Annotated in this window: 5 protein-coding genes and 1 pseudogene; all 6 read left to right on the top strand. The window is 59.0% G+C overall.

Annotation, left to right across the window (positions count from 1 at the left end; all coding sequences use genetic code 11):
- Window positions 1-183: 183 nt before the first annotated feature.
- Window positions 184-2,166, top strand: coding sequence for a ParB/RepB/Spo0J family partition protein (locus tag BDE40_RS18080; protein ID WP_134016987.1), 1,983 nt, complete (start codon window positions 184-186; stop codon window positions 2,164-2,166).
- Between the two features lie 83 nt (window positions 2,167-2,249).
- Window positions 2,250-2,587, top strand: a pseudogene (locus BDE40_RS18075) (hypothetical protein).
- The gene (locus BDE40_RS18070) at window positions 2,587-3,243 is read left to right on the top strand and encodes a DUF6927 domain-containing protein (protein ID WP_134016985.1); all 657 of its coding nucleotides are present in this window, start codon (window positions 2,587-2,589) and stop codon (window positions 3,241-3,243) included. Before BDE40_RS18075 ends, BDE40_RS18070 begins: the two are co-directional and overlap by 1 nt.
- A gap of 68 nt (window positions 3,244-3,311) precedes the next feature.
- On the top strand, window positions 3,312-3,605 hold the full coding sequence (locus tag BDE40_RS18065; protein WP_134016983.1) for a type II toxin-antitoxin system RelB/DinJ family antitoxin: 294 nt from the start codon (window positions 3,312-3,314) through the stop codon (window positions 3,603-3,605).
- Window positions 3,598-3,873: a type II toxin-antitoxin system RelE/ParE family toxin gene (locus BDE40_RS18060; RefSeq protein ID WP_134016981.1), complete on the top strand. Its 276-nt coding sequence runs from the start codon at window positions 3,598-3,600 to the stop codon at window positions 3,871-3,873. Before BDE40_RS18065 ends, BDE40_RS18060 begins: the two co-directional genes overlap by 8 nt.
- Window positions 3,874-3,982: 109 nt before the next feature.
- Window positions 3,983-8,248, top strand: coding sequence for a strawberry notch-like NTP hydrolase domain-containing protein (locus tag BDE40_RS18055; protein WP_134016979.1), 4,266 nt, complete (start codon window positions 3,983-3,985; stop codon window positions 8,246-8,248).
- Window positions 8,249-8,283 lie beyond the last annotated feature (35 nt).

The following is an 8,283-nucleotide window of genomic DNA, read 5'->3' as shown; positions in this document are numbered from 1 at the left end:
GAATTGGTATCTCAAATTCGGTGGAGAGTAAGTTCTTGACCGGACGTTTTTGACATTTCCGAAGCTATTGACAAAGGCCCGCCCCATTACGGAAGCGGGCCTTTTGTCATGTGATCCCCGCCCTGGGGATTGGTCAGGCCGTTCCGAATGTTCGAACGGCGCAACATCTCAAAAGGACATCACATGACACATGCTCTCAAATCCATCTCGGTCGCCATTGGTGATCTCACGTCGCATCCTGCCAATGTGCGCAGCAATTCCCCTGAAACCTACGAGTCTGAGGCGATCTCCCACCTCACGGCCAGCATCGGTGTCTTGGGCATCATCCAACCGTTGCTTGTGCAAAAGATCGATGGCAAGTTTGGCGTCTTGGCAGGTGGTCGACGTCGCGCTGCCTTGAACGAACTGGTCGCCGACAAATCCGCCAAAGGCTTCACCAAGAAAACCAAGATCGAATGCCGCCTGGTGCCGGAAAACTGCGATGTGACCACGGCCTTGTCGCTGGCAGAAAACATCACACAGGCACCGATGAACGCTATCGACGAGTTCGAGGCCTTTGCGCGTATGATGGAAGTCGATGGGCAATCGCCTGAGACGATTGCCAAGACGTTCGGCACCACAGTCGCAGCCGTCAAAGGCCGTTTGCGCTATGGTCTCATTCATCCCGACATCCGCGCGGCAGCCCGCGCCAAGTCTATCACGCTCGATACGATGAAGGCCTTTGCGGACCATCCAAGCCATGCCGTGCAGCTTGAGGTGTACGAGGCGCTGACCAGCGATGACAGCTACGTGCAGGCTTATACGGTGCGTCAGGCGCTTAAAACCCGCGGTGTGCAGGTGAGCGACGATATCGGGGCCTTCGTGCGCGAGGAATACGAGGCGCAGGGTGGTCCCATCGCTGCCGATCTCCTCGAGGAGCATTCGGTGCTAGAAGACATCGCACTGGTCGAGGCTATCATGGTCGAAAAACTTACCGCGGCCGCCGAAGAGGCACGGGCCCACATGGGATTTGCGTGGGCAGAGGCATTGGTGCGCTACGATTATGCAACAATGGCAGAATATGGTCGCGTCTATCCTGGTCCGGTCGAGCCTGATGCCGCTGGTCAAAAGCGCTTGGATGAGATCACCGAGGAGCTCGAGAAACTGCAACTTGAGATGGAGGACGAGACCCTCGAGACCGATGCCTACAACGCCCTCTACGACCGCGTGGATGCGCTCGAAGAAGAGGCGCGGGATCTGCAGGAGGCCTACAGTGCAGACGATCTTGCGCAGGGTGGTGTCATCGCCTCCTGGTCGAACGGCAAGATTACCCTGCATGTCGGTTTGGTACGGCCAGAGGACAAGCCTGAGGCGACAGCGCAGACAACCAGCGCTGGCGGCACATCAAATGATGCACAAGACCCGACTGGCGATCACATCGTCTATCCCGCCTCCCTGACCCAAGACCTCAAGACCGAACGGGCAATGGCCCTCGGGGCGGCGATGACGCTGCATCCGGAGGCTACGCTTGATCTGACATTGTTCAAACTGGTCACGGACGTGCTTGGCGGCATGAGCACAACTCACGCCGTCAAGGTCGAGGCCCGCAAAGAATATCGCAGCCATGCCAAGATGGACGAGATCGACGGCACCTCACTGGAACAGGTGGCCGAGGCGCATGACGCACTCGATCTGTCCTGGGCGGATGAGGCGAAGTCTCCGGCAGATCAGTTTGCATCGTTCCGTGCCCTTGAGGCGGGCGAGAAGGCCAAACTGGTCGCCTATGCCACGGCTAGCACGACGCAATCGTGTTTTGCCCGCAGCGTTAAGAGCGACAGCCTGATGCACGACTTCGAGATCGAGGTGATGCCTGACATTCGCGCGCATTGGACGCCGAACGCGGCGCTGTTCAACCGGTTCAAAAAGGCATGGCTGCTCAAAATCCTTGGTGAAGAGCTAGGCCTTGCGCAGGAGGCGGTGACACTTGCCTCCATGAGCAAGAAAGAGATCGTCGCCTTTTGCGACAAGCTCTTCGCCGAGCCATTTGCGACCCTCACAGACGCACAACACGCGGCCGTTGCGGCGTGGTGCCCGCCGATGATGCAAACGACCGGTGGTGTCAGCTTGGATGTCGACGCGGCGGAAGTCGCCGCTCAAACCGAGCCCGTTCAAGCAAAAGCTGCCTGATCCATTGAGGCGACCCGCGCTTGGAAACATCAGGCGCGGGTCAGATCCCGACATTCCCTAGAAACACCAAGAAAGACATTCCCATGGCTATTCTCAAATTCTCCGCGTCCGCTGTTGCGGCGCAGATCGCGCATGCGCGCTCCTGTTCGACCTTCCTGCCCAATTGGAACGGGCCATTCGGCTGGCAACCGATGGCCATTCCATTCGCGTCTTCGTGCGCCGCGCCTCGGACTTTCTGATCGGCGGTATTTATGAAGTGCCTTCAGGTCTTGGCGGAACATTCCGAGTGGTCCTGAAGGACGCCTGTGACACCTTCGCCATCGTTCAAAACTGCGGCAACTGTGAGGACTTCGATGCCATGCAGCCGTATCGCGTGCCGCTCGATGTGTTGATGGAGCTTGATGAGCGGAGGGCAGCATAATGGGCTGGTTGTTTTACACCGACCGGCGGGTTCAGAGCTATGCCGATGAGAAGGCTGAGATCAGACGTCTCTGCACCTTCGAGAATGAAACCCGCCGCACCACACTGGTCAAAACCTCCAAAGTCGGCTCGACGTGGTATGCGGCGGCAAAGGTTGAAATCCTTGATGGCACGCCTTTGGAAGACAGGACTTACATGATCGACGATGACGGGTCATTCACCTTCGGTGCAGTGTTCCTGACGCGATACGACGACGGGTGCTGGGGCTATAAGGACATGGAGGAAAGCGCCGGCCCCTGTGAGTCCCGCGCGCCGCTGAGCATCCTCAATCTGCTGTCCGAGTTGAAAGACCCCGACAGCTATGCCCACGCCTGGCGGCAGCGGTGTCGGGACTGGGCCGCGATCCCTGACTACGCAGAGGGCGACAAGATCAAACTCGCCTCCCCTGTGACGCTCAGCGATGGCAGCACCTGCCAGATGGTCACAGCAACCCATTACAGGCGTGGGAGTCAAAAACGGCGCTGCTACCGCATTGCGGAAACCGGCGGCCTTGTGCGGCTTTCAAAGGCGTCACTGGTGGGATCGACGCTCATAAGTCGCGAAATAGCTGAGGGCAGTGCGGTGTTGGCGGAGTTTTTTGCGGCGCGAAGCTCTTAGAGTGGAACTTTCTGCCATCTTGATTGCGTATCTCATTTGAGATACAACAGCAACCAAAGGAGACTCCTATGCCCGCACAAACATCCATGATCCATGTCCGTGTTGATGATCAGCTTAAAGCACAGGCCTCGGATGCGCTCTCGGGCGTCGGCCTGACGCTCTCGGATGCCGTACGCATTCTTTTGACGCGCGTGGCCGCAGAGGGCGGGTTGCCAGCGGGACTGACCGCGGATCCAGACGCCTATGACGCATGGTTCCGTTCCAAAGTGCAGGAAGCATTGGACGACTCAAAGCCGACAACACCGCAGGCTCAGGTAATGCAAGACGCTCAGGCGCTGATTGATAAGAAGCGCCGTGCCTGATCTCGAATGGAAGGCCACGGCCATCGCTGATCTGCTGGCGATTATCGACTACATTTCTGACGACAATCCAGATGCGGCCCAAGCTCTCAAGGACGAAATCGAGGCCAAGACATCACGATTGCCAGAGCACCCCCAGATGCACCGTGTGGGACGTGTTGACGGCACCCGTGAAATGGTTGTGCGTCCAAATTACATCGTGATTTATGCTGACGAACCAAGTTCCATAGTGATCTTGCGGGTGCTGCACGCAGCTCAGCAGTGGCCATAGGTAGGCCTGTTTCAAAGCCATTCAGTTAAAAGCCCTCTCGGCACTCACAAAGTGCAAAGGGGGCTTTTTGTCCTGTGAACCACAAACCGGATCACAAAGGACAGACAACATGGCCCACGCCAACCAGAAGCAAACCATTCAATCCACATCCAATGCGCAGCTCAAATCAGCCCTGTCGTTGATCGCCGCCGAGATCGCGCGCGGTCCTCTGCGCAGCTCCTCTCTCTCAAAGATCATGCGCGACACCTTTGGCGGCAGCGATGCCAGCGGGGCATGGAGTTGGCGCATGGCCTACGACATGATGCAGACCGCTGCTGTTCAAACACTTCTCTTGGATGCGAGCGGGTCAGACCCACTTGGTGCTGCCAAGAACCTCGCTATGCGGCTCCTGACCGAAACCCGCCGCTCTGAGCAACAGATCCGCCTGCAACAGTTCTCGACCCCGCTGCCTTACGCAGCCCTCGCTGTGAGCGCGGCGGCTATCCGCAACGGTGAGACTGTGCTGGAACCCTCTGCGGGAACCGGCTCATTAGCGGGCTTTGCCAAGCGGGCAAGGGCCAAGCTTATGCTCAACGAAGTTGACCCGTTTCGCCAGCGACTGCTCGATGAGGTGTTTGCCGCGCAGGTGAGCGGACATGATGCGGAACATATTGATGATCTGCTGACACCAACAACAGCCCCCAGCGTTGTCGTGATGAACCCGCCGTTTGCATCCTCAGTCGATCGCTCCCGTGACAAGCACATTGCTGCCAAGCATCTCATAGGGGCCGCGAAGCGACTGGCACCCGGCGGAAGACTTGTTGCGATCATGCCGATGGGCTTCAGCCCCGAGCGGGATGCTGCACATTGGGCCCGCGCGGTGAGCCTTCTTACCCCGCGCCTGGCACTCACCATTCCCGGTCCTGTTTATCGCAAGCTTGGCACCAGTGTGGACACGCAATTGATGGTCTTTGATAAGGTCGATGATGACGTCGAGATGAGCCGCACCTCGATCGATGATCTCGACGCGGCGGTCGGTATTGTAGACCAGATTGCCAAGGCGCGTCCGATTGTGGCTTCTGTGACGGCGGCACGCTCATTGAATGTCGGGCGCCCTCTGATGGAACCCGCGCCCCACAAAGCGCGCAAGCCTGCAGTATCAAATCCATCTGGTGACAAAACTCCAAAACACGCAGCAATACCGCTGTCGTTCACCACGCTCGAGACGCCGCGCGAAAACACTCCCATATCCGAGATCTACGCCCGCTATCGCCCGCAGCGGATCGACATTGCGGGCGCACAGGAGCACCCAACGCCGCTCGTTGAAAGCATTGCGATGGCCTCGGTCGCACCCCCTGTGCCGTCCTTGCAGGCCGCCGAGGGGCTGCGCTTGCCGAACCGCCTGATCGCAGAGGGCCATCTCTCTGAGGCCCAGCTGGAAACCATTATCATGGCCAACGATGCCCATGGGCGGGATTTGCCCGGCAAGTTCACCATCGATGAGGATCAGACCAAGATGTTGCGCAGTGATGAGGATGCGGAAGCACGTGCCTACCGCTTGGGGTATTTTCTCGGAGACGGCACCGGCTGCGGCAAGGGCCGTGAGTGCGCGGGCCTGATCTTGGTCAATTGGCTCTCCGGGCGGCGCAAGGCCGTATGGGTGTCGAAATCCGCAACCTTGATTGAGGACGCCGTGCGCGACTGGACCGATCTTGGTGGCTCGCCTGCAGATATCCAGCCTCTCTCGAAATGGAAGCCCGACAAGCACGTCACCATGGGCGACGGTATCTTGTTCGTGACCTACGCCACGCTGCGCTCCGCCGGCAAATGCGGCACCACGCGCTTGAACCAGCTTCTCGACTGGATGGGGGGCGACTTTGACGGCGTGCTCGCCTTTGATGAGGCACACGCAATGCAAAATGCGGCCGGATCGGAGCAGGGCAGGGGGGCAAAGCCGTCCCAGCAGGGTCTTGCGGGTCTGCGCCTGCAACTCGCCACTCCGCGCGCCCGCGTCTTCTATGTCTCGGCGACGGGAGCCACATCGGTCCACAATCTCGCCTATGCGTCCCGGCTCGGGCTTTGGGGCCAAGGACCTGAATATCCCTTCCCGAGCCGCGAGAGCTTTGTCTCAGCGATGGAGGCGGGTGGTGTGGCCGCGATGGAAGTCGTGGCCCGCGATCTCAAAACACTCGGGTTCTACACCGCGCGGGCGCTGAGTTTTGACGGGGTCGAATACGATGTGCTGGAACATGCACTGACGCCTGCCCAAACAGAGATCTACGACGCTTATGCGGGCGCGTTCCGCACGATTCACCATAACTTAGAGGCTGCACTGACCGCGACAGGCGTCAATGATGCCTCGGGAGAGACAAATGCCTCTACCGCAAAAGCCTCCGCCAAGTCGCGGTTCGAGAGCACAAAGCAGCGCTTCTTCAATCATCTGCTGATGGGCATGAAAGCTCCTTCGATTGTCAGCGCCATTCAGCAGGACCTATCTGATGGCTATGCCTGCGTCGTCCAAGTGGTCTCGACGGGCGAAAGCCTCTTGAAGCGCCGATTGGAGGTGATGGACCCCGATGATGAACTGGTCGAAGGCGCGCTCACGCCGCGCGATTACGTACTTGGGTATCTTGAACAGGCTTTTCCGATCCACACCCAAAAGCTGGTAGAGATTGACGGCAATGTCGTTGCAGAGCCGCTGCGGGATGAAACAGAGGCCTTGGTCGTCTCTCGCGAGGCATTGGCCTTACGTGATGAGGCGATGACGGACCTGATGGCGCTGGCCCCGATCCCCGCGGCACTGGATCAAATCCTGTGGGCATTCGGGGAGGATGCGGTCGCAGAGGTGACGGGGCGGTCCATCCGCCCGCTCAAATCGAGCGGCGGCGCACTTTTCATCGAAAAACGCAGCCCGAGCAGTAATTCCTCCGAGACGCAGGCGTTTATGGATGGTGAGAAGGACATCCTGATCTTCTCGGATGCGGGTGGCACGGGGCGATCCTATCACGCGGCAAAAACGGCCAAGAACCAGAAGCGGCGCCGCCATTACCTGCTGGAGCCTGGCTGGCGCGCGGATGCGGCGATCCAAGGGCTTGGGCGTACGCATCGCTCCGCCCAGGTCAGCGCGCCGTTCTTCCGGGTCTGCACCTCGGATGTGCACGGTGAAAAACGCTTTACCTCAACAATCAGCAAACGTCTTGATCAGCTTGGTGCGCTCACCAAAGGCCAACGCGAGACAGGCTCGCAAGGCATGTTCCGTGAAGAGGACAATCTTGAAAGCTCCATCGCGCGCTCCGCACTGCGCGGATACTACGCCGATCTTGCCGCAGGGCGTGCGGAGGCAATCGGCTATGAGGTCTTCACCGATTGGACGGCATTGCGCCTGATCGACAAAGATGGCTTGCTGCTCGAAGAATTGCCGCCTATCCAGCGGTTCCTCAACCGGGTGCTGGCGCTACCGATCCATATGCAGAACGCGCTCTTTGCAGAGTTTATGCAGCGCATCGCGGACCAAACCGAGAGGGCACGGGATGCAGGTACGCTTGATCTTGGGGTGGAAACGCTGCGGGGCGAGACAATCAAACAGGTCTCGGCGGAGGATCTCTGGACCTGCCCGCAATCAGGTGCTGTGACACGTATCATCGGATTGGAGGTGACAGATCCTGTTCATATTGCGCGCGCCGATAGCGCCCTTCGCAATAACTTCGATAAAATCCCGATGGTCAATCCCGCATCAGGGCGGGTTGGGCTCATCTCAAAACGCCCGATGCAGATGTATGACGAAGACATTGTTACGCTGATGCGGAAGGTCGTCCGCCCAACTGGCAAATCCTATCTCGAGGAGGGCAAGTTCGAAGCATCGGCCTGGGAGGCGGTCGAGCAATCAGAGTTTACCCGGCTTTGGGACGATGAGGCCGACAGCTTGCCCAAAACTACCACGACAAAGCTCTACTTGCTCACGGGTCTGTTGCTTCCGATCTGGAAGACCATCCCGACAAGCAACGAGCGTATCTATCGCGTCACGCCCGAGGGCTGCGCCAGCATGATCGGCCGCACGCTCAGCGAGGACGGGGCCGCCGCCCTTCGGGCGCGGTTCATGACAGGAACGCCGGAAACACCGGGTGAAATGCTGACGGCTGCTCTTGGCACGACAGCACCGGTCGATTTGGGGCGTGGCCTGACGCTCACGCGCCGCCGTGTTGCAGGCGATGTGCGCTTGGAGATTGGTGGAGCGGATAAGGGTACGATTGAGGGTCTCAAGGCCCTTGGATGCTTTACCGAAATCATCGCCTTCCAGCTGCGGGTCTTTGTCCCGCACGGGGCAGGAGTTGATACGGCGGCAATCCTCGCCCGCATTGTTGGCGATGGGCATACGCGTATCCGCAGCGCAGCCTGACCCAAGTCGCTGACAGTCATTACAATCCCCCAAAC

Source organism: Litoreibacter halocynthiae, from assembly GCF_004365635.1.
Taxonomy (GTDB): Bacteria; Pseudomonadota; Alphaproteobacteria; order Rhodobacterales; family Rhodobacteraceae; genus Litoreibacter; species Litoreibacter halocynthiae.
The sequence above is the reverse complement of the archived record's forward strand: the minus strand, read 5'-3'. Positions and strand labels throughout refer to the sequence as shown.

What these genes read in the sequence shown, in the direction of transcription:
- BDE40_RS18080 (WP_134016987.1), top strand. Translation starts at nt 184, where the DNA reads ATGACACATGCTCTCAAATCCATCTCGGTCGCCATTGGTGATCTCACG.
- BDE40_RS18065 (WP_134016983.1), top strand. Translation starts at nt 3,312, where the DNA reads ATGCCCGCACAAACATCCATGATCCATGTCCGTGTTGATGATCAGCTT.
- BDE40_RS18055 (WP_134016979.1), top strand. Translation starts at nt 3,983, where the DNA reads ATGGCCCACGCCAACCAGAAGCAAACCATTCAATCCACATCCAATGCG.
- BDE40_RS18070 (WP_134016985.1), top strand. Translation starts at nt 2,587, where the DNA reads ATGGGCTGGTTGTTTTACACCGACCGGCGGGTTCAGAGCTATGCCGAT.